We start from the raw sequence: 23,870 nt of genomic DNA, 5'->3' as shown, positions 1-23,870 counted from the left end.
AGCCTTTCATGACCATCGGCACCCGCATCTTCCTGGCGGTCTCCGCCCTCATCCTGGTGGTCCTGGTGGCGCAGGCCGGGGTCAACCAGGTCATGGTCTCCGGTGCCCTCCAGGGCGAGGCGACCCGCCAGCTGGCCAGGACAGCCGCCGACCAGGCGGCTGTCCTGGCAGACATCCTGACCGTCACCGGCCAGGACCTGCCGGTCTTCCGCAGCCACAAGGCCCTGGATGACTACTTCACCGCCCGTTTCTTCGAGGACGCGGACGGCATGGCCACGGCCGAGGGCAGCCTGGAGTTCTTTTTCCGCAATCTCGGCGCGGCCAAGCCCCAGTATGAGGTGATCCAGATCACCGCTGCCGATGGCCGGCCGGTCCTGCAGATTCAGGAAGGCCAGCGGGTGGAGACCTTCGTGGCCTTTCCCCAGGCGGCGGCCCTGGAGGCGCTCCAGGGCAAGAGCGGTGCGGATGGCGCGGCCCCCCTCTTCCTGCAAGCCAGCCAGCAGGAGGACGGCAGCTGGGCGCTCGTGTCGGCCCTCGCCGTGGTGGTGGACAGCCAGACCGAGGGCCTCATCTGGCTGCGCCAGCCCCTGGCCCCGGCCCTGGCGGCGTTGGCCAATGGGGCCCAGGCTGCGGGCATGGCCTTCGTGATCCAGGACAGCGGCGGCCGGCCGGTAGCCGCTTCGCCGGACCTGGCCCCCGAAGCGCAGGCCGCCCTCGGCACTGGCCAGGCGGCCGGCTGGCTGGTGGCCGGCCAGGAGCTGCCTGGCCTGGGATGGCAACTGACCCTGGGCATCGAGGAGGCCCAGGCCTTTGCCGTGCTCCGCCGCATGCTCTTCACCGCCGTCCTGGTGCTGGCGGCGGCCCTGGCCGCGGCGGGCGGCGCCCTGTGGCTCCTGGTCCGCGGCATTACCCGGCCGGTGCAGCAGGCCATCACGGACATGGAGCAGGCCTCGACCGTGCTCACCAGCGAGGCACAGAAGGTCAACGACGCTGGCCAGGCCCTGGCCGCCGGCGTCGCCCAGCAGGCAGCTGCCATGGAGCAGATGTCTGCTTCCATGGAGGAGATCGGCGCCATGACCCGCAACAACGCCGACAACGCCGGCGAGGCCGACGGCCTGATGCGGCAGGCCAACGAGGCGGTGGGGCGGGCTTTCGACAACATGGAGCGCCTGACGGCCTCCATGAACGAGGTGGCGGGGGCCAGCGCCGAGACCCGGAAGATCGTCCGGACCATCGACGAGATCGCCTTCCAGACCAACCTCCTGGCCCTGAACGCCGCGGTGGAGGCAGCCCGGGCCGGCGAGGCCGGAGCAGGCTTTGCGGTGGTGGCGGACGAGGTGAGGAGCCTGGCCAGACGGGCGGCCGAGGCAGCCAAGAGCACCGCCACCCTCATCGACAACACCGCCCGCCGGGTTGCCGATGGCAGCCAGCTGGTGACGGTGACCGGCCGGGACTTCCAGGCCGTGACCGGTGTCGCCGAGAAGGCTGGCCTCCTGGTGGCCGAGATCGCCGCCGCCTCGGCTGAGCAGAGCCGGGCCATCGAGCAGGTCAGCCGGGGCATCGTCGAAAACGACAAGGTCACCCAGCGCAACGCCGGCACCGCCGAGGACTCCGCCTCCGCCGCCACGGTCATGAAAGAACAGGTGGAGCGCCTGGACAGCTCCATCCACGAGCTGCAGGCCCTGGTGGGCGGCAGCGGCCGCCGCGCCGGCAGCACCGCCCTGGTGGCAGCCGGCAAGGCCGGCTGAGGGGTCCGAGCCCGGCCCGCATCGCGGCGCCACGCCCACAGGTCCTATAGGTCCCATACGTCCTATAGGACCTATGGGACCTGTGACACCTGCAAGCCTCATGGGGGCCCCGCGAGCCGGCCCCCCCTTTTGACCCGCCCGGCTCCCGTCAGGGGGGTGGGCACTCCACCGCCACCGGGCACTCGCCGTCCTCGTCGAGATCCATGAGCGACTGGCCGGCCTCGCCGGCGGCCGGTGGCGGCTGGCAGGCGGCGGCCAGCCAGGCCTCGATGCGAGGGCGGCCCTTGAGAAGCCGTATCCCCTCCTCCTCCTGCACCAGCAACGCCGGCACGGTCTCCACGCCCAGGAGGGCCAGGAGCAGGCGGTTGCCCTCCGGCTGCCAGGGGCCTGCCGCCGCCAGTCCGGCCGGGAGAGCGGCCAGCTGGTCCACCGGCCGCAGCTGGATGGTGCAATCGGGAAAGGCTGGCAGGTCCTGCAGCAGCTTCTCGCAATGGGGGCAGCTGGCCGCCACAAAGAGGTCGGCCTGGGGGCGGCCAGCGGCGGCCGGCCGCACCGCCGCCACCCCGGGGACGGCACCCAACCGGGCCATGGTCAGGCCAGGGCCGAAGGAGAGCGCCGCCATGATGGCAACCGGAGCAGCCAGAACAAAGGCCGCGGCCAGGGCGTGGCGCCAGCCTTGGCTGAGATTGAGCAGGACCACCAGGCCTGCCACCAGGAGGCAGTACGAGCACCAGACCCCCACGGCCAGACCCTGGTAGGCGGTCAACACCCCCTCCACCGCGGCACCGGCGAAAAGCAGCGGACCCAGAAGCTCCCCGGCCCAGCCGGCCCCCATCCGGGCCAGGCCGAGGACTGCCGCGAAGTAGGCCAGTCCCAGCAGATTGAAGGCCAGGGGGCTGATTGCGGTCAGCCCCTCCACGATCCGGCAGCCGGTGTTGAGGCAAAGGGCCTCCCCCTGGGCGGCGATGATGGCCACCTGGCTGCCGACCACCAGGATCGCGGTCAGGGCCAGGGCAACGGTGGGGGGCGGCAATCGGCGGGGCATGGCTCCTCCTCGGGCCCAGCAGGGCTTGACAGACCACCCCATTGTGACCCAGTATCGGGCGGTCGTCCACCAGGCCCTGGTCACCCTCCCGAAACCTCGTCCCGCCGACATGCTCACCCTCGCTGCCATCGCTGTGGTCTTCTTTCTGGCCGGACTGGTCCAGGGCCTCACCGGCTTCGGCTCGGCCCTGGTGGCCATCCCGCTGCTGGCGCTCCTGGTGGAGGCCCGCACCGCTGTGCCCCTGTGCTCCCTGGCGGGCCTGGCCATCACCGGCATCCTCTCCTGGCAGCTGCGGCGGCACCTGACCTTCACCCGGATCCGGCCGTTGCTCCTGGGCTGCCTGCCCGGGGTGGTCCTGGGGACGGCGTTTCTGAAGGGCGTGGACGACCGGATCTTTCGCCTGGCTCTGGGGCTCTTCCTGGTGCTCTATGCCGGCTTTCGCCTGGCGGCCCGGCCGCGGCCCGCTCGCCCGCTCCACCCCCTCTGGGCGTACGGGGCCGGCCTTGCCACCGGCGTCATCGGCGCCGCTTTTTCCACCGGCGGCCCGCCCACCGTCATCTACACCTCCCTCACCGGCTGGTCCCAGGACGAGATCAAGGCCACCCTCTCCGCCTTTTTCCTGCTGGGCGGGCTGATGGTGATCGCCGGCCATGCGCTGGCAGGGCTCATCACCAGCCAGGTGCTGGCCCTGCTGCCGGTAGCCTGGCCCGCCGTCACCCTTGGGGTGCTCGCCGGCGCCCGGCTTTCCCGCCGCCTGGACCAGACCGCCTTCCTGCGCGCCCTCCTGGTGCTGCTCCTCGTCATGGGACTGGCCATGCTGGCCTCGGCCCGGGCCTGACCCCCCCTTTCGGTCCGGGCCGGCAAAGGGCTGGATTTGCCGGCGCGGCCCATGCTAAGGGTAAGCCACAGAGGCCTGGTGCTCAGCCGGCCCGGGGCCGCCTGGGCCGGGCAGGGCGCTGGAAGGCTCGGGGGCAGCCCATGGACGAAGAGGCCCTGCAGCAAATCCTGGCCGCGGAAGAGGTCATCCGGCAGCAGCTGGCCGCCGAGCGCCAGCGGGCCAGCCGGTGGCTCGATGGCCTGCGGTTGGACGGCGAGCGGCAGCGGCAGGAGGCGGCGGCCCGCAAGGCCGCCGGCCGGGCCGCCGCCATCGCGGGCAGCGAAGAGGAAGCGGCCCGGGCCGCCGCCTGGCGCCTGGAGCAGGCGGCAGGCCTGGCGGCCCGGCTGCGGGATCTGCCCCAGGCCCTGCTGGAAGCCATTCTCCGGCGCCACCTGACCGCCATCCTGCCGGAGGCTGGCCATGATCGTTAGAATGGCCAAGGTGGAGATCGCCGGCCCCCAGGCACTCCTCACCCCGGTCCTCAGCCTGGTGCGGGACGCAGGGCTGGTCCACCTGGAGCCCAGGCAGGGGCGGTCCAGCCAGGAGCCGGACCGCCTCCGCCGGCAGCTCCTGCCCCCGGAGCAGCTCTTCGAGGCCCTCTTCCTGGAGGATCTGGCCGGCCGCATCCAGGCCCTTTTTGCGCTGCTGCCGGCGGTGCCGGTCCGGCAGAGCCTGCTTTCGCCACAGCCGATCCTGGCCACCTTGAGCCGCAGCGTCGACCGGCATCTGGCCACGGCCCAGGAGCTGGCCCGCCGGCAGGAGGCCACCGCCCAGGAGTCGGCAGAGCTGGAGCGCCATGGCCAGTTTCTGGAAGCGGTGGCCGACATGCTGGCCGGCCTGCCGGAGGCGCCGGATCTGGAGATCATGGGGCTGGTGCTCCGGGACGAACGGGCAGCCGCCATCCTGCGCCGGGAACTGGAGCGGCTGACCGGTGGCGCCTTCACCCTCGCCGTCCGCCGGGCCGCCGGCGGCATTCTGGTGGGCCTCCTGGTGCTGGGGAAGAAGACGCCTTTCGGCCTGGACCGCGAGCTGACCGGCCAGGGGGTGGCGCCCTACGCCCTGCCGCCGGCGCTGCAAGGCCTGCCCCTGGCCGCCGCCCTGCCGGCCCTTCGTGAGCGGCTGGCCGCCCTGGCCCGTACCCGGGAGGGGCTCGACCGGCAGGCAGTGCTCCTGGCCCAGCGCTGGGGACCCATCTACCGGCAGACGGCCTCCTGGATCCGCTCCCGGCTGGGGCTCCTGGCCGCGTCGGCAGCGGTCTTCTCCAGCCAGCTGTGCTTCTTCCTCTACGGCTGGATGCCGGCCGGCCGGCTGGCCGACCTGCGCGCGCTCCTGGAGGCCCGCTTCGGTGGCCAGATCCTGGTGTCGGAATTGGCGGTGGCGGACCAGGACCTGGACGAGGTGCCGGTGCTCCTGGAAAACCCCGCCTACTTCCGGCCCTTCCAGCTCCTGACCCGGCTCCTGCCCCTGCCCAGCTACGCCTCTTTCGACCCGACGCCGTTCGTGGGCCTGTTCTTTCCGCTCTTCTTCGGCATGATCCTGGGGGATGTGGGCTACGGCGTGATCTTCGCCGGGGTGGCGGCCGGCCTGGTCTGGCGCGGCCGGACCGGCAGCCTCCGGGATGCTGGCCGCATTCTGGGGGTGGCCGCGGCCTACGCCATCCTCTTCGGCCTGGCCTATGGCGAGCTCTTGGGCGACCTGGGCCACCGGCTGTTCGGCCTCGTCCCTTTTCTGGTGGAGCGGCAGACCGCCATCCTGCCCATGCTGCTCTTTGCCGTGGCGGTGGGCTGCATGCATATCCTCTGCGGCCTGGCCCTGTCGGCCATTGCCGCGGTACGCCGCCGTACCGGCCGCAAGGCGGTGGCGGATCTGGTCACCATTGGCCTCATCGCGGCCCTGGCCGCCCTCATCCTCTCCGGGCTCGGCCTCTATCCCCAGATTCTGGCCCGGCCGGCTCTGGCCCTGGCCCTGCTCCTGGCCCCCCTCCTCCTGTGGAGCGGCGGTCTCTTGGCCCCCCTGGAGCTGCTGAAGACCGTGGGCCACATCATCTCCTATGCCCGGATCATGGCCATCGGCCTCACTTCCGCCCTCCTGGCCACGGTGGCCAACCAGATGGCGGGCCTGACCGGCGATCTGGTGCTGGGGGTGGTGGCCGCGAGCCTCCTCCATCTGGTCAACCTCTTCCTGGGCCTTTTCTCCCCCACCATCCATTCCTTGCGCCTCCATTACGTGGAGTTCTTCGACAAGTTCCTGCACACCGGCGGCCGCCGCTACGAGCCGCTCCAGGCCGACCACCACCCCCCGGGACCATGAGGAGATGATGCCATGGACAAGATCTGGATCGCCTTCGCCGCTGCCCTGGCCATCGGTCTGCCGGCCCTGGCCACCGCCTGGGCCCAGTCCCGGATCGGCGCCGCTGGCGCCGGCGCTCTGGCGGAAAAGCCGGAGCTGTCCGGCACCATGATCCTTCTGGTGGCCATCCCGGAGACCATGGTCATCCTGGGCTTCGTGGTGGCGGTGATGATCCTGCTCGGGGGCTAGCGGTGGGCCTGGATGCGCTGTTGGCCAGCCTCCGGGCGCGGCACGAGGAGGAGGTCCGTACCCTGTGGCGGGAGACCGAGGCAGAAGGGGAGCGGCTCCGCCGGGAGCTGGCCGCTGAGCTGGCCTGTTGGCAGGAGGAGCATGACCGGCAGACCGCCGTGTTCTGCCGCCAGGCCCACGACCGGATCCTGGCCGATGCTGAGCGGCCCGCGGCCCGCCAGGAGCTGGAGGCCGTCGCGGCCCTGGCCGCCCGCCTGTGGGCTGCCGCTGGCCAGCTCCTGGCCGGGCTGCGGGACGACGATGACCGGCAGACCTTCCAGTGCCTGGCCGCCGAGCTGCCCCCTGCCCCCTGGGCCGTCATCCGGGTGGCGCCGGCCGACGCCGGCCTGGCCCGGGAGCTGTTCCCGGCGGCGCGGATCGAGATGGACCCGGCCTTGGCCGGCGGGTTGGTGGCGGTAAGCGCTGACGGCTGCATCCGGGTGGACAACTCCCTGGCCACCCGTCTGGCCGCCCTCTGGCCCGAGATCCTGACCCGGGCCGCGGCGGAGATCCTGGAGAGGTGTGCCCATGCGGCCCCTGGCCCCCCTGCCGGACCGTAGCCTGCCGGCGGACTTTCTGGTCGCCCGGCTCCACGGCCGGCTGCCGGCCCTGGCTGTGGACTGGACCGAGTGGGACCTCGCCGCCAGCACGGTCCCCTGGCAGCTGCGGGGGCCGGCCGCGGCCCTGGCGGCCCAGGCAGGCGCTGCCGGGGTGGGGCGCTTCTGCCGGCAGGAGGCGCTCTGGGTATACCGGCGGGCCAGCCTCGGCCTGCGCCGCTGCCTGGCCCCGGTTTTCCTGTGGCTGGCCCTGCCGGAGCTGGCCGCAACCTTCCGCCTGCGCCTGGCCGGCCTGGCACCGGCGACTGGCAGCCGACTTCTGGACCCGGACCTCACCGGCCTTCTGGCGCAGCCGGGCGAGCCGGCGGCCATGCTGGCCCGGCTGGACCGGTACCTGGCCGGCCTGGCCCCTGGCCTGGGCGGTCTGGCGGCGGCCTTTGGCCGGGAGGGCGGCCGGGGGGCGGAGCGACGGCTGGCCGACCTCTGGTGGCAGCTCATGGCCAGCCGGGCCGGGCAGCCGCTGGTCGCCTCCTGGCTCGACCGCCTGGCCGGGGTGCTGGTGCACACCCGGCAACGGGCTGATCCGGCAGACGGCGGTGTCGCCGAGGCGGCCGGGCTGGCCGCCATCACGGTCTGGCTCCGGCGCCAGCGCTCCGAGGGGAGCGGGGTCGGCTTTCTCCTCCACTACCTGTGGACCCTCTTCCGGTACCGCCACAACCTAGGCCTGATCCTGGCCGCGGCTGCCGTGGCGCCGGAGCGGGTGGGGGCCCTGCTCCTGCGATGAAGACTGTGACCGTGCTCACGCCCGCGGATGCCAGCCCCGGCTTTGCCCTGGCCGGGGTCGGCCAGAAGACCGGCAGCCGGAGCGAGGCCGCCGCCCTCCTCGCCCAGGCGGTGACCGATCCTGCGGCCGGCCTGGTGGCCGTGGACGAACGGCTTCTGGACCCGGCGCTGGAGGAATCCTTGCCTACCCTCCCCTTTGCCGGCGCCCTGGTGGTGCTGCCGGCGCCAGCCCTGGCCGCCCGGCCCCGGGAGGGCTATGTCGAGCGCCTGCTGCGGCGTGCCATCGGCTACGCGGTGAGGCTCGCCCGATGAGCGGCCGGGTGAGTGGAGTCTGCGGGCCGACGGTCAGGAGCGACGCCGCCGGTCTGGCCCTCCACGAACGGGTGGCCGTGGGGCGGCAGGGCCTGACCGGCGAGGTGGTGCGGCTGGAGGCAGCAGGGGCGGTGATCCAGGTCTACGAGGAAACCCGGGGGCTCGCCCTGGGTGAGCCGGTGACCGGCTCCGGCAGCAGCCTGGAGGTCGTCCTCGGGCCAGGCCTTCTGGGCCGGATGCTGGACGGCCTCGAGCGGCCTCTGGACCGCCTGTTGGCCAGCCAGGGTCCGTTCCTGGAGGCCGGCGGCGCGCTGCCGGCCCTGGATGACCGCCGGTGCTGGCCCTTCACCCCCGGTCGCCGTCCCGGCGAGACGGTGACGGCCGGCGACGAGCTGGGCTGGGTGAGCGAGGGCCGGCTCCGCCATCCCATCCTGGTGCCGCCGGGACGATCCGGCGTCCTCGCCGAGCTGGCCAGCGGATCCCTGACCGCCGGTGCCACGGTCGCCCGGCTGGCGGACGGCACCGCCATCCCCCTGGGCCAGCGCTGGCCGGTGCGCCGGCCCAGGCCCTATGCCCGAAAGCTCGCCGCCCGGCGGCCCCTGGTCACCGGCCAGCGGATCATCGATCTCCTTTTTCCCCTGGCCCTGGGGGGAGCGGCCATCATCCCCGGCGGCTTCGGCACCGGCAAGACGGTGCTGGAGCAGGCCATCGCCCGGCACGCGGCGGTGGATGTGGTCGTCTACTGCGGCTGCGGCGAGCGGGGCAACGAGATGGCGGAGCTGGTGGCCGATTTCGCCGGCCTTGCGGATCCCCGCACCGGCGGCCCGCTTCTGGACCGCACCGTGCTGGTGGCCAACACCTCGAACATGCCGGTGGCGGCCCGGGAGGCCTCCATCTACACGGCGGTGACCGTGGCCGAGTACTACCGGGACCTGGGCCTGGACGTGCTGCTCTTGGCCGACTCCATCTCCCGCTGGGCCGAGGCCTTGCGGGAGATCGGTGCTGCCCTCGGCCAGATGCCCGGCGAGGAGGGCTACCCCACGGCCATGGCCGGCCGCCTGGCGGCCTTTGTCGAGCGGGCCGGCGCGGTGGAGACCCTGGGCGGCCGCCCCGGATCCCTGTCCATGATCCTGTCCGTCTCCCCGCCGGGGGGCGACTGCACCGAGCCGGTCACCCAGGCCCTGGCCCGGGCCTGCGGCGCCAGCCTGATCCTGGACACCCGCCTGGCCCACAGCCGCCACTTCCCGGCCATCAACCCCCAGGCCAGCTATTCCCTCTTCGAGACCGAGGTGCGCGATTTCTGCCAGGAGACGGTGGCCGCCGACTGGTCCTCCCTCAGGCAGCGCTGCCAGGCCCGGTTGCGGGCCGAGGAATCCCTGGCCGAGGTGGCGGAGATCGTGGGCCTCGATGGGCTGCAGGACCGGGACCGGCTGACCATGGAGGCCGCCCGGCTCCTGCGGCGCCGGTTCCTGGCCCAAAGCGCGTACGGCACCGAGACCGCCAGCTCGCTCGCCGCCACCGCCGGCCTGGCCCGCCGGCTGCTGGAGGCCGGCGACGCCGCCCTGGCGGCCAGTGCCGCCGGCCGGCCGCTGGCCGAAGCCGCCGCCCTCCTTGAGATCCCGTGATGCGCCTGGCCCGCCACCGCTACCGCACGGTCACGAGGCTCTCCGGCGAGCTTCTGGTGGCCAACCGCATCCTGGCCGCCCGGGTCGGCGAGCTGGTGACGGTGCGCTCTGCGGACGGCCGCGCCATCCTGGGCGAGATTCTGGCCCTGGACCGGGACACCATCCTGGTGCAGCTCTATGGGGAGAGCGCCGGTCTCGACCTGGCCGCCACCGAGATCGAGCTCACCGGCGCCGTGCAGAAGATGCCGGTCAGCCGGGCCATGCTGGGCCGCACCCTGAACGGCGCCGGCCAGCCCATCGACGGCCGGCCATGCTATCTCGCCCAGGCCTGGCGGGCCGTGACCCCGCGGCCCATCAACCCGGCCGGCCGCGCCGCGCCAGCGGAATTCATCGAGACCGGCATCTCGGCCGTGGACGGCCTCAACACCCTGGTCAAGGGCCAGAAGCTGCCGGTCTTCTCCTGCGCCGGCCTGCCGGCCAAGGAGCTGGTGGGCCGCCTCCTGCACGGCGCCGGTCCCGGCTTTGCCCTGGTCTTTGTCGCCCTGGGCCTGACCTTCCACGAGCTGTCGTACTATCTGGCGGTCCTGGACAGAACCCGGGCCGACTGCGTCGCCTTCCTCAACCGGGCCGACGAGCCGGTGATGGAGCGCCTCCTGGCCCCCCGCCTGGCCCTCACCGCCGCCGAGTATCTGGCCTTCGACCTGGGCCTCGATGTGCTGGTGGTGATCACCGACCTGACCAGCTACTGCGAGGCCTTGCGCCAGATCTCCTCCACCCGGGAGGAGCTGCCCGGCCGCCGGGGGTATCCGGGCTACCTCTATTCCGATCTGGCGGCCCTGTACGAGCGGGCCGGCCGCCTCCAGGGCCGTCCCGGCTCCGTGACCATGATCCCGGTCCTGACCATGCCCGAGGACGACATCACCCACCCGATCCCCGACCTCACCGGCTACATCACCGAGGGCCAGCTGGTTCTGTCCCGGGACCTCTGGCGCCGGGGCATCGACCCGCCCATCGACATCCTGCCCAGCCTCTCCCGGCTCATGGGCAAGGGCATCGGCGCCGGCCGCACCCGGGAGGATCACCGGACCATCGCCGACAGCCTGTACAGCAGCTATGCCCGGGGCCGGGAGCTGCGGCGCCTGGCCGCCATCGTCGGCCGGGAGGGCCTGGCCGCCCGCGACCAGTCCCTGCTCGACTTCGCTGCCGCCTTCGAGGCCGAATTCATCCACCAGGGCGACGAGCGCCGGGCCGTAGGCTGCACCCTGGACCTGGGCCGGGGACTCCTGGAGCGGTTCGGGGTGTGGTCGCACGGGTAACAGCCCGCGGCGACCGGGGGAATCCCGTTGAGGAAGAGGGGCCGGTGGGCTATGGTGGTCAGGGAGCTGGTCCGGACTATCAACCCTGGTGTGAAGGCAGAGCAGAGGAGGTGCACGGCATGCAAGTATGCGTGGAGGTTCCCGATGCCGCTCTGGCGGCCTTGAGGACCGAGCCCGAGGATTTCATCCGCCAGGTGCTCTTCCTGGCGGCCGCTCGATGGTACGAGCAGGGGAGGGTGTCCCAGGAGGTGGCTGCCCGAATCGCCGGCCTTGACCGGACCGACTTCCTCCTGGCGCTGGCCCGGGCGGGTTTGGACTCTTTCCCTTGAGAAGGAGCTGAGACGAGGATAAGGCTTTCCCCGCACCCCTACCGCTCCAAGGTCACCCGGAACTCCTCGCCCCATTCCTGGAAGGCGATGGCCTTGCCCAGGCGCTGGGCCTCCCGGCAGACCATGGGCAGGCCTCGACCCAGGCGGTCCATGTAGCCGAGGTTCTCCATGAGGCGGACGATGAGCGGGTTGCGGGCAAAGCTGGTGCCCACCGGGAGCTTGTCGATGGTGACCGTGTTGGGGAGTCGGCCGGGGCTTACGATCTCCAGGCGATCGGCGAAGAGGAAGACCCGGACTGTGGAGCCGGTAATGCTGTAGTTGCGGTGCACCACGGCGTTGACCAGGAGCTCCCGCAAGGCACGATCCGAATAGCCGGGGGCATCGATGCGCCTGGTCCCTTCGATCACCGACGGGGTGGGCAGGTTGGCGCGGATGGCTGCCAGGGCGTTGTCCACCTGCCGGGGCAGGCTGCCGCCGAAAGACTTCTTGTCGTACAGCTCGGCGTCCAGCTCCCGGCCCTGGAAATGGGCCAAGGCAATGCCGGCCTGGGGCAGGAGGCGCTCCGGGGCGATGCCAAAGACCAGAAGACCACCCACGGTGGGCCGGCCGGCCCGGCCGATGATGTCGCTGGCCGCGAGCAGCCGCCGTTTTTCCTCCTCTTTCTCGCCGGAGAACCGGAAATCGTAGCGATGGAAGAAGGCATCCACGGCGGACAGATCCAGATGGGCCTCGGTCGCCTGCCCCAGCTCCACAAGGTCGTAATGGAAGAGCCCTGAGGCCTGGAAGAGCCGTACCAGCTCTTCCCGGGAGGCGGCTCGCTTGGTGGAGCCGACCCGGATGAAGTACTTGTTGGAGGTTGTGGCGTAAGGCCGATCCGCCCCCTTGGGCACGATGACCCGGGCAACCCGCCGGCCGCCGGCGGCTCCCTCTTCATAGGAGGGAGTCAGGGGAGGCACCACCGCCGTGCGGCAGATGGCCATGACGTCCTCCTCGTAGGACCGCATAAGGCCGCTCGGCCGGCCGTCGTCATCCACCCCCAGCCAGATCTCCCCGCCCTCGGCGTTGGCCAGGGCAACGATCTCCTCGGCCAGCTCCTTGGCCCGCACCTTTTCGGACTTGAATTCCACATAGGGGCCTTCGCTGGCAGGGATCTTCATGGCCGATGCCGTCATGACGGGAACGGTGGATGCTGGCCCAGGGAGCATGGTGGACACAGCGGGCGCGCCGGACCGGTCGGATCAAAGAACCGGCCCACGATGAGCACGTGTTGCGACCATACCATCAGCGCCAGTTCCCTGGCAATCCTCGCGGCCTTGACTTGGCCGGCCAACGGCCGGCTATGATGGAGGCACGCCGGTGCTGGTGTCGATCTTCCCGGCGAGGCCCTGCCCATGCTGCCCCCCACCCGCGCCAACCTGCTGCTCCTGAAGGACAAGGCCGCCGCCGTGGCGTCCAGCCGCGGCCTCTTGCGCTCCCGGCGCCGGGCCCTGATCCACGAGCTTTTGGCCTGCTCGGTTGCCTATCTGGCCTCCCGGGACGGGATCAGCCGACTCTATGCCGAGGCCATTGGCCTCCTGGCCGTGGCCACCGGCCAGGAGGGGGGGGAGGTGATCGCCTCCCTGGTGCCGGCCTGCCGGCGGGATTTCCGGGTGCAGGTCCGCAACCGGCGCCTCTGGGGTCTCAGCTTGAAGGAGATCGAGTCCCGGGAGACCGCCCGCCGGCAGCCCGACCGGCGGGGCCACGACGAGGGACTCCTGGGACCGGCCACCGCAGCGGCCATCGACCGCTTCGAGGCGGTGGTGGATGCCCTCATCGAGTTCGCGGCCCACGACAACAAGCTGGCCCGCCTGGCCGAGGAGATCGGCCGGACCACCCGCCGCCTGCGGGTCCTGGAAGAGCGCCTCCTGCCCGCTGTCCAGGCCGAGATCCGCGGCATCGGCCAGGCCCTGGGGGAACGGGAGCGGGAGGAGCTGTACCGGCGCCAGCGCTGCCGCGGCCGGGCCCAGGAAGAACGCTGAGAACGGGCCGTTCCATTCCGGCGCGAAGCCGGTGCCGCCGGGTGGGGACTGTGGTATGGTAAAAATTTGTTGCAGCCCAGCTCACCTTTCCTGCCCCCTGGAGCCATGCGCCGCCCCGACCTGATCCGCCTGGCCATCGTTGGCCTCTTCGCCACCCTGGCCGGCCTGTTCTTCGTTCTCGGCCTGCACCAGCACCTGTCCCTGGCCGCCCTTCAGGCCTCCCAGGCCCGACTCCTTGCCCTCTATCAGGCCAGCCCCTGGCTGGTCCTGGGCCTTTATGCCCTGGCCTACATCCTGGTCACCGCCCTGTCCCTGCCCGGAGCGGCGGCGATGTCTCTGGCCGGTGGCGCCCTCTTCGGCCTGGGGGCGGGCGTCCTGGTGGTCTCCTTTGCCAGCTCCATCGGCGCCACCCTGGCCTGCGCCGTGGCCCGCTTCCTGTTGCGGGACTGGGTGGCCGCCCGGCTGGGAGACCGGCTGGCGGCCATGGACGAGGGAATCCGCCGGGAGGGGGCCTTCTATCTCTTCGGCCTGCGCCTGGTGCCGATCTTTCCGTTCTTCGTCATCAACCTGGCCATGGGCCTCACCCCGATCCCGCTGCGCACCTTCTACTGGGTGTCCCAGCTGGGCATGCTGCCGGCAACGGTGGTCTACATCAACGCCGGCCAGGAACTGGCCCGCCTGGATTCCCTGGCCGGCATCCTCTCCCCCCGGCTGCTCATCGCCTTTGCCCTCTTGGGGCTGGCGCCTCTGGGCCTGAAAAGGCTGTTGGCCGTGCTCAAGGGCCGGCGCCGCGGCTAGGCCTGGCGGCCCCAAGCGCGCCCCCGGGACGTGACCATGGCGGACCACGCGCTGGGCTGGCAGCAGCTTCAGGCCATCCTCGACGGCATCACCGAGGTCATCTATGTAAGCGATCCCGACTCCCATGAGATCCTCTACGCCAACCGGACGGTCACGGAGCATTTCGGCGCGGTGCTGGGTCAGAAGTGCTACGCCGCCCTCCAGGGCCTGGAGGCGCCCTGCCCGTTTTGCACCAACCACCTGATCCTGGGGGCCAATACCGGCCGGGTCCATATCTGGGAGCACAGGAACCAGCGGCGGCAGCGCTGGTACCGGTGCATCGACCGGGCCATCCCCTGGACCTGCGGCCGCATGGTCCGGGCGGAGATGGCTGTCGACATCACCGACAGCAAGCTGGTCGAGGAGAAGCTGCGACGCTACGAGCAGATCGTCTCCCTCTCCCGGGAGCTCATGGCCTTCATGGACCGGGATTACGTCTACCAGGCGGTGAACGACACCTATCTCACCGCCCTGGGCAAGAAGCGGAACGAGATCATCGGTCACAGCTGGCCGGAGGTGTTCGACCCCGTCGTCTTTGCCCAGGAGATCCAGCCGGGGCTGGAAAGATGTCTGGCGGGCGAGGAGGTCCATTGCGACTTCTGGTACACCTTCCCGGCCATCGGCCGGCAGCATCTCGAGGCCACCTACTATCCCTTCTTCGCCGGGGGCGCCGTGGTCGGCATCGTGGTCAATGCCCGGGACATCACCGACTGGGAGATGCTGGAAAGGCAGCTGCGCCAGGCCCAGAAGATGGAGGCCATCGGCACCCTGGCTGGCGGCATTGCCCATGACTTCAACAACATTCTGGGGGCGATCATCGGCTGCACCGAGCTGGCCCTCCTGGACACCCCGGCCGGCAGCCTGGTCCACCGCCATCTGGAGGAGGTGCACAAGGCCAGCCAGCGGGCCAAGACCCTGGTCCGGCAGATCCTCACCTTCAGCCGCCGCACCGAGCAGATGCGCCTGCCCATCCGGGTCACCCCCCTGGTGGAGGAGGTGCTGGCGATGCTCCGGGCCTCCCTGCCCTCCTTCATCGAGATCCGCCAGCACCTGGACACCCAGGAGGACACGGTCCTGGCCGACCCGAGCCAGATCTGCCAGCTCGTCATGAATCTGGGCAGCAATGCCGGCCATGCCATGCGGCAGCACGGGGGCGTCCTGACCGTGGGGCTCATCCATGTCCCGGCAGAGGCCGCGGAGCTGCCGCCCCAGCTGCCGGCCAGCCGCACCGGCTATCTGCGGCTGTCGGTGGCCGATACCGGGGAGGGCATCCATTGCGAGCATCTGGATCGGATCTTCGAGCCGTACTTCACCAGCAAGGAGCAGGGGGACGGCACCGGTCTGGGCCTCGCCATCGTCCACGGCATTGTCAAGGCCTGCGATGGCTGGATCAAGGTCCAAAGCACCCCTGGCCAGGGCAGCCTCTTCGAGGTGCTTCTGCCTCTGGCCGCGGACGCCGAGACCGGCAAAGGGGAGCTGGCCGACCTCCGGCAGCTGCCCGAGGGCCGGGAGCGCCTCCTGGTGGTGGATGACGAAGAGGCCCTGGTCTGGTCCCTCATGCAGGCCCTGGGCCGCCTCGGCTACCAGGTGGTGGGCACCACCAGCAGCCTGGAGGCCCTGGAGCTTCTTGGTGACCAGGCCTCGGGCTTCGACCTCGTCATCACCGACCAGGCCATGCCGGATCTGACCGGGGTGGAGCTGGCCCGCCGGCTGCTGGCCGCACGGCCCGGGACCAGGATCATCCTCTGCACCGGCTTCAGCGAGCTGGTGAGCCTGGAGAAGGCCTGTGCCATGGGCATTGCCGCCTTTCTGGTCAAGCCCGTGGATACCCCGTACCTCGCCCGCACCATCCGTCAGGTCCTCGACCATGGCCTTGATCCTGATCATCGATGACGACACCAGCATGTGCTACACCCTGGCCAGCCTGGTGGCCCGGCTCGGCCATGAGGTCGCCACGGCTGCCACCCTCAAGGAGGGGGTGGCCCAGGCCGAGGCCCGGCCCTTCGACGTGGTGCTCCTGGACGTGCGGCTGCCGGACGGCAACGGCCTGGAGGCCTTGCCCCTTCTCCGCCAGACCCCCGGCGGGCCGGAGGTGGTCATCATCACCGGCCGCGGCGAGCCGGCCGGGGCCGAGCTGGCCATCACCAGCGGTGCCTGGGACTACATCGAAAAGCCGGCCTCCCTCCAGGCCATGACCCTGCCCATCCTCCGGGCCCTGCAGTACCGGCAGGAGCGGCGGGCGGCCAGTCCGCCGGTGGCCCTGGTCCGCAACGGCATCGTCGGCAACAGCCCCGCCATGCGGCGCTGCCTCGATCTTCTGGCCCAGGCGGCGGCCAGCGAGGCCAATGTCCTCATCACCGGCGAAACCGGAACCGGCAAGGAGCTCTTTGCCCGGGCGATCCACGCCAACAGCAGGGCCGCAGGCAGTTCGGCGAGAAGACCGGACAGGTCTGCTGGCAGGTCCTGCAGCAGGATCAGAGCGGCCCCTGCGCCTTCTGCACCAACCCCCGCCTGTTGACGGCCGAGGGCGAGCCGGCCGGCATCATCCGCTGGGAGCACGGGAACCCGATCACCGGCCGCTGGTACGACCTCCGGGACCAGGCCATCCCCTGGCGGGACGGCCGCATGGTGCGGCTGGAGATCGCCACCGACATCAGCGAGCGGAAGAAGGCCGAAAAGGCGCTCCAGCGCTCCCATGTGGAGCTGGATCAGATCTTCAACCGGGCCGCGGACGGCATGCGGGTGGTGGCCCGGGATGGCACGGTCTGGCGGGCGAACCGAACCCTGGCGCAGCTCACCGGCTGCAGCCTCGACGAGCTGGTCGGCCGGCCCTGCCACGAGGTGGGCCCCGGTCCGGACTGCTGCCGCACAGAGGCCTGCCCGCTGGCCCGGATCGTGGCCGGCGAGGAGCGGGTCGAGCTCGAGCTGGAGCTGCCCAGGAAGGACGGTCGCCGCGTGCCCTGCATCGTCACTGCCACCCCGTTCCGGGGGCCGGAGGGCGAGCTCCTCGGCATCATCGAGGATTTCCGGGACATCAGCCAGCGCAAGGAGGCTGAAAAGGCCCTGGCCCAGGCCAAGGAGGCCGCCGAGGCTGCCAGCCGCGCCAAGAGCGAATTCCTGGCCCACATGAGCCACGAGATCCGCACCCCCCTCCATGCGGTGATCGGCATGACCTCTCTGGCTCTGGACAGCGAGCTGGAGCGGGAGGCGCGGCATCACCTGGAGATCGCCCGCACCGCCGCGGAGTCCCTCCTGGTCCTGCTCAACGATATTCTGGATTTTTCCAGGATCGAGGCCGGCAGGATCGAGCTGGAGGAGGCGGCCTTCGATCTGTCGGAGGTCGTGGCCACGGCGATGCGGACCGTGACCCTGGAGGCCCACCGCAAGGGCCTGGAGCTCCTCTGTCACCTTCCGGCCACCATACCCACCAGGCTGGTGGGGGACGCCTTTCGCCTGCGCCAGATCCTTCTCAACCTGCTCAGCAACGCCGTCAAGTTCACCGAGGTCGGCACGGTGCTCCTTGAGGTGGAGACCAGGGCCGAGGACCGGGAGACCGTGCTTCTCCAGTTCTCGGTGCAGGACACCGGCATCGGCATCGCCGCCGAAAGCCAGGCCAGGATCTTCGACAGCTTCACCCAGGCGGATCGCCAGGTGACCCGCCTGTACGGCGGCTCCGGTCTGGGGCTGACCATCTGCCAGCGGCTGGCCGGCCTCATGGGTGGTACGATCCAGGTCTCCAGCGCGCCGGGGCAGGGCTCGATCTTCCGGTGCACGGCCCGCTGCCGCCGGCAGCCGCCGGCCCCTGGTCTGGTGCCGGCCTGGCTGACCCGGCTACCGGTCCTGGTGGTGGACGATCATGCCGGCAGCCGGCAGATCCTGGCGGAGCTCTTGGCGAGGCGGGGGCTGGTGCCGGAGACGGCTGCGGACAGCGGCCAGGCCCTGGCCGCTCTGGCAGCGGCCGCCAGCCGGGGCGAGCCCCACCGGCTCCTTCTGGTGGATCAGGGGCTGGCGGGGGAGGATGGTCTGGGTCTTGTGGCCCGCATCCAGGATCGGCCGGCGAGCCAGGCACCGGTGATCCTGCTCACCGTCACCGGCACCGATCCCAGGCTGCGGTCCAGGGCCAGGGCCCGAGGCTGCTTCTGCCTGGACAAGCCGATCCTGGCCCAGACCCTGTGGCCCCTGCTCCGAGAGGTCCTGAGCGGTGGCCGGCCGGATCCAGGATGGACTGGACGGGCTGTGGCCTCCCGGCCTCCGGCAGGGTCCTGGGAGGTCCTGGCGGTGGATGACAGCATCATGAACCGGGAGCTGGTCCAGGCGGTGCTGACCCAGGCCGGCCATCGGGTGACCCTGGCCGGCAATGGCCGGGAGGCCCTGGAGATCCTCGCCCGGCGGCACGTGGATGCCATCCTCATGGATGTGCGGATGCCGGAGATGGATGGCCTTCTGGCCACCAGGCTCATCCGCCAGTGCGAGGAGGGGAGCCTGCCCAGGGACCATGTCCACGCCGACCTGCTGTCAAGGCTCAGCAACCGGATCCGGATGACCCATACCCCTGTTGTCGCCATGACCGCCAGCGCCCTGCCCGAAGATCCGGAGGCCTGCCTGGCCAGCGGCATGGATGGGTATGTGTCCAAGCCCTTCCAGCTCCCGGACCTGCTGGCAGCCCTGGCACGCGCCACCAGCTGCCGGCCCACCGCCTCCTTTCCGCCCGGCGGGCCATCCTGATGGCAGACCGGGACAGACTGTGGCCTCGCCCGGAGCCTTGGCTGTTCCGTCCGAGGAGTATATACTGGCCGTATACTCACCCTCAGGGAGGCTCTTATGGCTATCGCTCGTGTCTTCAAGTCTGGCAACAGCCAGGCCGTCCGTCTTCCCAAGGAATACCGCCTCCGGGCACGGGAGGTGGAGATCTTCCGTCGCGGCGACGAGATTGTGCTGCGGGAGCACCCGGCCAGCGCCACGGCGATCTTTGATCGCCTGACGGCGCTGCCGGAGGACTTCATGGCCTGCGGCAGAGAGGATGCACCCCCCCAGGAGCGGGAGCCGCTCTGATGGAGCCTTTGTTCCTGCTGGACACGGATATTTGCATCTATATCGCCAAGGAGCGTCCTCCCCAGGTCCGGGAGCGTTTTGCCCGGCACCCGGCCGGAGAGTTGGCCATGTCGGTGGTCACTTGCGGGGAGTTGTGGCATGGGGCCGAAAAAAGCCTTGCCCCAGAGCGGGCGAGAGCCGCCCTGCAAGGCCTGACCGAGGTCCTGGCTGTCCTGGCCCTGCCGGCAGACGCCGGTCGCCACTATGGCCGTATCCGCGCCGCCCTCGAACGGATGGGACAACCCATCGGCAACAACGACCTGTGGATCGCCGCCCACGCCTGTGCCGCCGGCCTGTGCCTGGTGAGCAACAACGAGCGGGAATTCGCCCGCATCGCGGGCCTGCGCTGGGAAAACTGGGCCGCGCCCCCCGGGCCGTGAGCCTCCAGATCGTCCCCTCCCCTGGCCAGCCGTCAGGTGAAGAGCAGGATCTTGCAGTCCTTGGCGTATTTCAGAAACTCCTCGGCGGTCTGGATGGTCGTCCCTTCGACGAAGTCGGCGGGCGAAAGCTGCATCATGTCCACGGTCATCTTGCAGGCCACGAACCGTACCCCCTCCATGATGGCGATCTCCTGCAGGTCGCCCAGGGTGGGGATGTTGGCCTTGGCGATCCGGTCCTTCATCATCCAGGTAGCGATTGCCGACATGCCGGGGATGGCGCCCATGAACCCGGGCGGCTGGAACTTGGCCCGTTCCACCCAGCCCTTGCGGATGACGTTGATGCCCATGAAGGTGTAGAAGACGACGGCGTCCATGCCCAGGCGCCGGGCATTGATGCCGAGAATGAGCCCCGGGTAGGCCCCGTCCAGGGTGTCCCGGGAGGTGATGAAGGCGGCGGTTTCCTGCTTGGCGGCGGCTTCCGGCTGCTGACTCATGGCTTCCCTCCTTTGCATGCGGTGCGAGCAGGGCGGCCGGCCGGGGCCCTTCCCGGGGCCGGCTTACCGGTACTGTCGCACGGCGGCGCCGGCAAAGGCAAGAAGCGCCGGATGGCAGGGCCACGCTACGGGTACGGGGCCAAGAGCAGGAACATTCAGGGCGCAACGTCCGGAAAGCCGAGAAGCCAGCGGATGAGGTGGCAGCGCCGGATGGGGATTCCCTGCCAGTTGCGGGTCTCCTCGCCCTCGTCCAGGGTCAGCAGCAGATTCTTCCCCGCCTGCAGGTACGGGTCGGCGAGCACGAAGGCCCCCAGCTCCCGCCGTTCGTCATCCGCCGTCAGCCTAACCGCGACCTGATAGCGGTCAAAGCTCCTCCCCCCTGTGGCGGCCAGGAAATCCAGCTCCCGGCCGGAATCGTTCGTTCCGAAACAGACCTTGGCGCCGCGCCGGCGCAGCTCCAGCAGCACGGCATGTTCCAGGCGCAGGGCCAGGCCCTCTTCCGGCGGGCGGTACAGGGTGATGAGTCCGGGGTCGATGCTGAAGTACTTCCGGGTGTCGGCAAAGACGCGGCTCTGCTTCCAGCTGAAGCGGTTGACCTCACACAGCGCAAAGGTCTTGAGCAGATAACCGCAGTAGGCGATGATCGTTTCCGGCTTGGTCCGGAAGCCGAGGGCCTGGGCGCGCCGGGCGAGGGATGCGTAGGTGGTGACACATCCCGCACCCGCCATCAGATAATGAAACAGCTTTTCGAGCAGGGAGACATTGTCGACGCGGAAACGACGCACCACATCATCGAGGATGACCTTGCTCACGACCCCGGTAAGATACGAGATCTTGGCCTCCGGCGCCGGGATATCGAACACCTCGGGAAGGCCTCCGTGGGCCAGGTACTCGAAAAAAAGCCGGCTCACCTCCTGACGCGCACGGAAATAGTCCGCTTCTTCCCTGATCGGCAACCCCCGGTAGGCCAGAAACTCCCTGAAGCTGAAAGGCAGCAGCGAAAACTCGATGAAGCGTCCGGCCAGGTTGCTCCCCAGCTCCGACGAAAGAAGCTCCGAGTTGGAGCCGGTCAGCACAATTTCGACGGTCTCCCCGTCCCGCTCATAGATGGTGCGGATGAAACGATCCCAGGCGCTGACATTCTGGATCTCGTCAAAGATGAGAAGCCTCCTTCCTGGCTTGGCCGAGCTGCTCAAGAACAGCTCGTAGAGCTCGTTGAGCCGTTCCGGGCTGGTCACTTCCATGAGCCGGAAGTCTTCCAGGTTGAGGTAGAGCAGGTTGGACGGCTCAATCTGCCCGGCGTCGAGAAGACGCCTGGCCACCTGCTGCACCAGAAACGATTTGCCGCTACGGCGAAACCCCGTCACGATCTTGATCGGTCGTGATCCCATGGCCCTCAGGAGCCCAGCCTCCAGGTCGCGACAGACCCCGCCGCGCCTCCTGATCAGGCCTTGCCACTCGAAGAGGACGGTGGAAAAGGTCTCCTTGTTCATGATTACCTCCCGGCAGAGCGATTCAACGGCATGCTATTATCGCTGGACAGGGCGATAAAATCAAGACGCTCCACTAGGCCGGCCTTCGACCAGCACCCCCCGATCCCCAGATCCCCAGATCCCCAGATCCCTAGAAGCGCAGCCGCAGCTCGCCCCAGATCGACCGCCCTTCCAGGGGGATGTCGTTCGGGATCCTGCCATCGGTGGCCTCCCGGGCGCCGGTGTCGAAGAGGTTCCGCACCGCACACGCCGCCTCCAGGTGGCGCAACAGCCGCTGGCGCCGCAGGGTCAGGTGCACCAGGGCGTAGTCATCCAGCTCCGGCCGGGTGTCGCTCTCGATCCGGGAGCGGCTGGCCACCCAGAGGAGCTGGCCGTCCAGGGACCAGTCCGGCAGAAAGGCCCAGTGCGGGTTCAGCTTCACCAAGTGGTGGGGGGCGTCCGGCACCGGCAGGTTGCTGGCGTCGTCCACGGCATGCTGGTACGAGTAGGAGGCCCGCAGCCGGAGGCTGTCGGTCAGGTGCGCCTCCGCCTCCAGCTCGCCGCCATAGGCCTCGATATCCCGGAAATTGGACGCGGTCTTGGTGGCAGCATCCGGCGGCACGTACTCGATGAGGCCGTTGACCCGGTAGGCAAAGGTGCTGGCCGTAAGGCGCCAGGCCTGGCCCAGGACCAGCTCGCCGGCCAGCTCCACCGTGTCCACTGTCTCCGGATCGAGATCCCCGTTGCCCAGGTAGGCGGGATTGTTGCGGCCGTAAAGGCTCAGGAAGTCCGGCGGCCGGAAGGCCCGGCCGTAGAGGAGCTTGGCGGTGAGGGCCGGCGTTGCTTCCCAGACCAGGGCCAGCCGGGGGTTGGCGGTGAGGCCGAAGTCGGAGTAGTGGTCCAGCCTGAGGCCAGCGGTACAATCCCAATCCCGGGCCAGGGCCCACTGGTCCTGAGCCAGGCCGTAGCCGATGAGCCGCTCCTGGTCCTGCATGAAGATGTACGGGCTGTCACCATTGAGATAGGTGAGGCCGCCGCCAACGTCGTTCAGGGCCGGGAAGGGTGCAAAGCCCGCGGTGCTCAGGACGCCGTAGCCGAAATTCTTGAAATTGTCGGTATGGTCGGCCACGTAGCGCAGGCCGCCGCCGAAGCGGAAGCGGTGGCCCGGCAGACCCGAGTAGAGGCCGATGGCCTCCAGGCCGATCTGGTCTTCCTCGATGATGGGCTCGCCGAACAGGCCGTCCGTGAAGCGTGCCAGGAAGGGGGGCGGCGTGCGGGGGTCTGGCCAGAGGTTGCCGTCCGCGCCGATGCCCAGGACCGCACCGGGCGGGAACATGCGGCCGAAGGCATCCCAGTTCTGGTGGAAGAAGGTCAGGCGCAGGGAGCCGTCCAGGTCCGGCAGCAGCCGGGGCCGCTGGTAGCCCACATCCAGGGCCAGCCACCGTGCGTCCACCGAGCCGTACGGATCCAGCACCTGGGTGACGCCGTTGCCCAGGCCCATGTCGTGCTGCAGGCCACCCCAGAGCCGGGCCTGCCAGCCACCGTTGGCCAGGCCCAGATAGACATTCAGGTTCTCGTAGCCGGTGGGCAGCTCGCCGGGGGCCAGGCTGCCGCCAGTCCGCGCGGCCATATCCCGCTCCACCACCCGATCGGGATCGCCACTGCCCCGGCGCAGGTCGAGATTCAAGGCCAGATCCCAGCCGCCGTAGTCGCCACCGTGCTGGAGCCAGGTCTCGACGGTGTCGAAGGAGCCGTAGCGGGCCCCGGCCTCGCTGCCCTCGATCTCGTAGCCGGCCTTGGTGATGATGTTGATCACCCCGGCCACGGCGTCGGCGCCATGCAGGGCCGAGCCCGGGCCGCGGATGACCTCGATGCGGGAGATTGCCGGCACCGGCACGTTGAAGCCGTGGGGCCGGGTGCCGTTGTAGTGGAAGGTGATGGGCTGGCCGTTCACCGCCACCAGCACCTGGGGATTGATGCTGGTCCACAGACCGCGGATGGCGTAGCCGGGCAGAAGGACGTTGGCGTAGCTGGGCAGGGCGTGGAGCCCGGGCACCATCGCCAGGGCCTCCTCCACCGTGGTGGCACCCAGATCCCGCAGATCGGCGGCGGTGAGCACCGTGGCCACCGATGGCGCGGTGCGGACCGACTCCAGGATGCCGGTGCTGCTCTCCAGGAGCCGGTCGGTGCGGTAGACCATCTCCTCGCTGTACGGCGAGGCGAAGAGTGCCTCCACCTGCTGCAGCAGCTCCTCGTCGGTGGCCGCCCCGGCGGTGCCGGTCAAAAGCCCCGTGACCAGGGCCGCTACGCCGCCCCAGGCCCAGGCGGCGACGGCGGAAAGACTCCTCGACAGCGGGTGGGTGGCAGCACCCCGTCTCCTCATCCCAAGCCTCCTTGCCATTGTTGGCT

The 23,870-nt window shown here is 70.2% G+C and carries 23 protein-coding genes; 18 read left to right on the top strand and 5 right to left on the bottom strand.

Going from position 1 to position 23,870, the window contains the following annotated elements; genetic code table 11:
* Positions 1-8: 8 nt before the first annotated feature.
* Positions 9-1,748, top strand: coding sequence for a methyl-accepting chemotaxis protein (locus tag AB1634_04200; GenBank protein ID MEW6218723.1), 1,740 nt, complete (start codon positions 9-11; stop codon positions 1,746-1,748).
* A 148-nt stretch (positions 1,749-1,896) separates the two neighbouring features.
* Here AB1634_04200 and AB1634_04195 read toward each other — a convergent pair whose 3' ends face one another.
* Positions 1,897-2,793, bottom strand: a complete 897-nt coding sequence (locus AB1634_04195; GenBank protein ID MEW6218722.1) for a hypothetical protein — start codon at positions 2,791-2,793, stop codon at positions 1,897-1,899.
* A gap of 25 nt (positions 2,794-2,818) precedes the next feature.
* Here AB1634_04195 and AB1634_04190 point away from each other — a divergent pair, with 25 nt between their 5' ends.
* The 10 genes from AB1634_04190 to AB1634_04145 all read left to right on the top strand — a co-directional run bounded on the left by AB1634_04190 (position 2,819) and on the right by AB1634_04145 (position 11,169).
* Positions 2,819-3,631, top strand: a complete 813-nt coding sequence (locus AB1634_04190; protein ID MEW6218721.1) for a sulfite exporter TauE/SafE family protein — start codon at positions 2,819-2,821, stop codon at positions 3,629-3,631.
* 140 nt (positions 3,632-3,771) lie between these two features.
* Positions 3,772-4,101, top strand: a complete 330-nt coding sequence (locus AB1634_04185; protein MEW6218720.1) for a hypothetical protein — start codon at positions 3,772-3,774, stop codon at positions 4,099-4,101.
* A complete protein-coding gene (locus AB1634_04180) occupies positions 4,091-5,980 on the top strand; it encodes an ATPase (GenBank protein MEW6218719.1) in 1,890 nt (629 codons plus the stop codon). Before AB1634_04185 ends, AB1634_04180 begins: the two co-directional genes overlap by 11 nt.
* Before the next feature lie 12 nt (positions 5,981-5,992).
* Positions 5,993-6,208, top strand: a complete 216-nt coding sequence (locus AB1634_04175; GenBank protein MEW6218718.1) for an ATPase — start codon at positions 5,993-5,995, stop codon at positions 6,206-6,208.
* A 20-nt stretch (positions 6,209-6,228) separates the two neighbouring features.
* A complete protein-coding gene (locus AB1634_04170) occupies positions 6,229-6,807 on the top strand; it encodes a V-type ATP synthase subunit E (protein MEW6218717.1) in 579 nt (192 codons plus the stop codon).
* Positions 6,776-7,588: a hypothetical protein gene (locus tag AB1634_04165; protein MEW6218716.1), complete on the top strand. Its 813-nt coding sequence runs from the start codon at positions 6,776-6,778 to the stop codon at positions 7,586-7,588. The genes AB1634_04170 and AB1634_04165 overlap by 32 nt, the downstream gene beginning before the upstream one ends.
* Positions 7,585-7,899: an ATPase gene (locus AB1634_04160; GenBank protein MEW6218715.1), complete on the top strand. Its 315-nt coding sequence runs from the start codon at positions 7,585-7,587 to the stop codon at positions 7,897-7,899. Before AB1634_04165 ends, AB1634_04160 begins: the two co-directional genes overlap by 4 nt.
* Positions 7,896-9,524: a V-type ATP synthase subunit A gene (locus tag AB1634_04155; protein ID MEW6218714.1), complete on the top strand. Its 1,629-nt coding sequence runs from the start codon at positions 7,896-7,898 to the stop codon at positions 9,522-9,524. Before AB1634_04160 ends, AB1634_04155 begins: the two co-directional genes overlap by 4 nt.
* Positions 9,524-10,840: a V-type ATP synthase subunit B gene (locus AB1634_04150; protein ID MEW6218713.1), complete on the top strand. Its 1,317-nt coding sequence runs from the start codon at positions 9,524-9,526 to the stop codon at positions 10,838-10,840. Before AB1634_04155 ends, AB1634_04150 begins: the two co-directional genes overlap by 1 nt.
* A gap of 119 nt (positions 10,841-10,959) precedes the next feature.
* The gene (locus AB1634_04145; GenBank protein MEW6218712.1) at positions 10,960-11,169 is read left to right on the top strand and encodes a UPF0175 family protein; all 210 of its coding nucleotides are present in this window, start codon (positions 10,960-10,962) and stop codon (positions 11,167-11,169) included.
* 38 nt (positions 11,170-11,207) lie between these two features.
* Here the strand turns inward: AB1634_04145 and AB1634_04140 are convergent, their stop codons facing one another.
* Complete coding sequence (locus tag AB1634_04140; protein ID MEW6218711.1) at positions 11,208-12,326, bottom strand: RNA-binding domain-containing protein; 1,119 nt, start codon at positions 12,324-12,326, stop codon at positions 11,208-11,210.
* Between the two features lie 234 nt (positions 12,327-12,560).
* Between AB1634_04140 and AB1634_04135 the strand changes: the two genes are divergently transcribed.
* The 7 genes from AB1634_04135 to AB1634_04105 all read left to right on the top strand — a co-directional run bounded on the left by AB1634_04135 (position 12,561) and on the right by AB1634_04105 (position 19,495).
* Positions 12,561-13,187: a V-type ATP synthase subunit D gene (locus AB1634_04135; GenBank protein MEW6218710.1), complete on the top strand. Its 627-nt coding sequence runs from the start codon at positions 12,561-12,563 to the stop codon at positions 13,185-13,187.
* 105 nt (positions 13,188-13,292) lie between these two features.
* Positions 13,293-13,985: a VTT domain-containing protein gene (locus tag AB1634_04130; GenBank protein ID MEW6218709.1), complete on the top strand. Its 693-nt coding sequence runs from the start codon at positions 13,293-13,295 to the stop codon at positions 13,983-13,985.
* Between the two features lie 36 nt (positions 13,986-14,021).
* Positions 14,022-15,917: a response regulator gene (locus AB1634_04125; protein ID MEW6218708.1), complete on the top strand. Its 1,896-nt coding sequence runs from the start codon at positions 14,022-14,024 to the stop codon at positions 15,915-15,917.
* Positions 15,892-16,542, top strand: a complete 651-nt coding sequence (locus AB1634_04120; GenBank protein MEW6218707.1) for a response regulator — start codon at positions 15,892-15,894, stop codon at positions 16,540-16,542. Before AB1634_04125 ends, AB1634_04120 begins: the two co-directional genes overlap by 26 nt.
* A complete protein-coding gene (locus AB1634_04115; protein MEW6218706.1) occupies positions 16,539-18,749 on the top strand; it encodes a response regulator in 2,211 nt (736 codons plus the stop codon). The genes AB1634_04120 and AB1634_04115 overlap by 4 nt, the downstream gene beginning before the upstream one ends.
* 96 nt (positions 18,750-18,845) lie before the next feature.
* Complete coding sequence (vapB, locus tag AB1634_04110; GenBank protein MEW6218705.1) at positions 18,846-19,076, top strand: type II toxin-antitoxin system VapB family antitoxin; 231 nt, start codon at positions 18,846-18,848, stop codon at positions 19,074-19,076.
* Complete coding sequence (locus tag AB1634_04105) at positions 19,076-19,495, top strand: type II toxin-antitoxin system VapC family toxin (GenBank protein ID MEW6218704.1); 420 nt, start codon at positions 19,076-19,078, stop codon at positions 19,493-19,495. The genes vapB and AB1634_04105 overlap by 1 nt, the downstream gene beginning before the upstream one ends.
* Positions 19,496-19,527: 32 nt before the next feature.
* Here AB1634_04105 and AB1634_04100 read toward each other — a convergent pair whose 3' ends face one another.
* From AB1634_04100 to AB1634_04090, 3 genes are all read right to left on the bottom strand, one after another.
* Positions 19,528-19,989 carry a DsrE/DsrF/DrsH-like family protein gene (locus AB1634_04100; GenBank protein ID MEW6218703.1) on the bottom strand — a complete coding sequence of 154 codons (462 nt, stop codon included), beginning with the start codon at positions 19,987-19,989 and terminating at the stop codon, positions 19,528-19,530.
* A gap of 155 nt (positions 19,990-20,144) precedes the next feature.
* A complete protein-coding gene (locus AB1634_04095; GenBank protein ID MEW6218702.1) occupies positions 20,145-21,482 on the bottom strand; it encodes an ATP-binding protein in 1,338 nt (445 codons plus the stop codon).
* 130 nt (positions 21,483-21,612) lie between these two features.
* Complete coding sequence (locus AB1634_04090; GenBank protein MEW6218701.1) at positions 21,613-23,844, bottom strand: TonB-dependent receptor; 2,232 nt, start codon at positions 23,842-23,844, stop codon at positions 21,613-21,615.
* Between the last annotated feature and the right edge of the window lie 26 nt (positions 23,845-23,870).

It is taken from the genome of Thermodesulfobacteriota bacterium (assembly GCA_040755095.1).
Taxonomy (GTDB): domain Bacteria; phylum Desulfobacterota; class Desulfobulbia; order Desulfobulbales; family JBFMBH01; genus JBFMBH01.
The sequence above is the reverse complement of the archived record's forward strand: the minus strand, read 5'-3'. Positions and strand labels throughout refer to the sequence as shown.